This is a genomic window from Bacteroidales bacterium, assembly GCA_012517825.1.
Classification (GTDB): Bacteria; Bacteroidota; Bacteroidia; order Bacteroidales; family JAAYUG01; genus JAAYUG01.
Genome location: JAAYUG010000152.1, coordinates 1 through 2,006 on the forward strand (window position 1 = coordinate 1; position 2,006 = coordinate 2,006).

General features: G+C 47.1%; 3 protein-coding genes. 2 read left to right on the plus strand and 1 reads right to left on the minus strand.

Translation table 11 applies throughout. The features are described from left to right. Nucleotides 1-597 (plus strand): DUF3656 domain-containing protein (locus GX419_10625; protein NLI25147.1); only part of this gene is annotated, 597 nt, incomplete at its 5' end. A gap of 9 nt (nucleotides 598-606) precedes the next feature. Continuing rightward, a complete protein-coding gene (locus tag GX419_10630; protein ID NLI25148.1) occupies nucleotides 607-1,503 on the plus strand; it encodes an oxidoreductase in 897 nt (298 codons plus the stop codon). A gap of 57 nt (nucleotides 1,504-1,560) precedes the next feature. Here GX419_10630 and GX419_10635 read toward each other — a convergent pair whose 3' ends face one another. After that, nucleotides 1,561-1,959 carry a hypothetical protein gene (locus GX419_10635; protein ID NLI25149.1) on the minus strand — a complete coding sequence of 133 codons (399 nt, stop codon included), beginning with the start codon at nucleotides 1,957-1,959 and terminating at the stop codon, nucleotides 1,561-1,563. Nucleotides 1,960-2,006 lie beyond the last annotated feature (47 nt).

A 2,006-nucleotide genomic window follows, 5' to 3' on the forward strand; every position in this document is an offset into this window, starting at 1 on the left:
GAAACCGTAAAGGGTTACTCCCTGCTGGCAGAGGATGGCGACGGAAACCGTGCATCGTTTGTAGTCGAATCAGAACATATACCGGCATCCAATCCTTCTGTTTCTGAAAAATTAATACGGGAACAGCTTGGCAAGACCGGCAATACAATATTTGAAGCCGCTGACGTTTTTGTGAGCTTCTCCAGGCCATGGTTTATTCGTACCTCATTGCTGAACGAAATGCGAAGACAATCCCTCGAATTCCTTCTCAGGGAGAGGGCAGGAAACTATCAGCGTGCAGAAAGGCCCCTGGTAAGAAATGAAATTGAATATCCGGAATCATCTGTTGATTTTCGGGCCAATGTTCTCAACAGAAAAGCAGGAGCATTTTACCGGAGGCATGGTGTGAAGGAAATTCCGACAGGTTTTGAACTGAATCCCTTACCGGGCGCTCCGCTGATGACCATGAAATTTTGCCCGAAGTTTGAACAGGGAAAATGTCCGAGGTTTCAGGATCAAACGGCAGAAAAGGGCGACTGGTTTCTCACGGAAGGAAATAACCGTTTCCGCCTGGTTTTTCATTGTGACGAATGTGTTGTTACTTTGCACAAAGAATAGGAAAAAGGAATGGAAATTATTGTACCTCCGGCATTTCCTGACTACGAGCTGATGGACAGCGGGAACCACGAAAAACTGGAACGTTTCGGCGGGTTTGTATTATGCCGGCCTGAGCCTCAGGCACTGTGGAATAAAAAACTGCCGGAACCCGAATGGGAAAGAATGGCACATGCGGTTTTTCGCCGCATCAGGGAGCAAAGCCAGGGTACCTGGGAAGGGGAGAGAGGGGAGTGGAGAAAGAACAAAGAAATGCCCGACCAGTGGTACGTACAATATGCCTACGCGGGTTTTTCTTTTCGTTTGCGCCTTGGGCTGACAGCTTTCGGACATGTAGGAATCTTTCCTGAACAGTCGTTTAACTGGAATTTTTTGTTGGATCTCCTTCCGAAGTTCCGGCCGGGTGTTTTCCGTTTGCTCAACCTGTTTGCCTATACCGGCGCTTCATCTCTTGCTGCGAGAGCTGCAGGAGCAGATGTTGTCCATGTCGATTCAGTGAAAAACGTGCTCACCTGGGCCCGGCAGAACATGGAAGCAAGCAGGCTGAGCGATATCCGCTGGGTACCCGAAGATGCCCTGAAATTTGTAAAAAGAGAGGTAAAGAGGGGTAACCGTTATCAGGGAATCCTTCTCGACCCGCCTGCATATGGCAGAGGCCCGGCAGGTGAAAAATGGGTGCTGAATGACCATCTGAACGAGCTAATTTACCTCTGCGGAAACCTCCTCGACAAAACCCGGAATTCTTTTCTCATCCTGAATATGTATTCCCTCGGACATAGTGCCCTGATAGCAGAAAACCTGCTGAAACAGGAATTTCCTGATGCCTCCGTTGTTTCGGGCGAAATAGGTGTTCCTGACAGTTTCGGCCGCCTGCTTCCCCTCGGAATCTTCGCCCGGGCACAGTATTGAGACAATCAGGAAGCCGGCACCGGAATTCTTTCTGAACCGCAAAATAAGAAACCCTTCCTACGGTATCATATAGATCGATATCACAGAATTTCCGGTATTGTTATCCCTGAACCGGATCACAACATCATACATACCTGTCTTTGTACAGGAAAAAAGAAACGTATCGAAGTATTTTTCTTTCAGGCAGTTTGTTCCCAGGAGCCTGTCCTGATCATAAATTTCTACAACGGCTTCTCCAGGCCCCCCTTTCAGGTGATTTTTGACATAGAATTTGTACTGCACATCTTTGTTAAACTGCAGGGTGAGGTAGAACTTGTTTTCTGCTTCAACTGGGCTGACTTTGCTAAGGGCGAAATCAATTTTCCGGAGAAAGATTTCTTTTTTCTGAGCTGACGAGCCGGCAGAAAAAAGCACCCACATAACCAGAAAAACCGTAAGATGTTTTATATGATCCATGTTCCGGAATTTAACGGATAGTGTAAAAATAGCATTTTTTAAGGCAA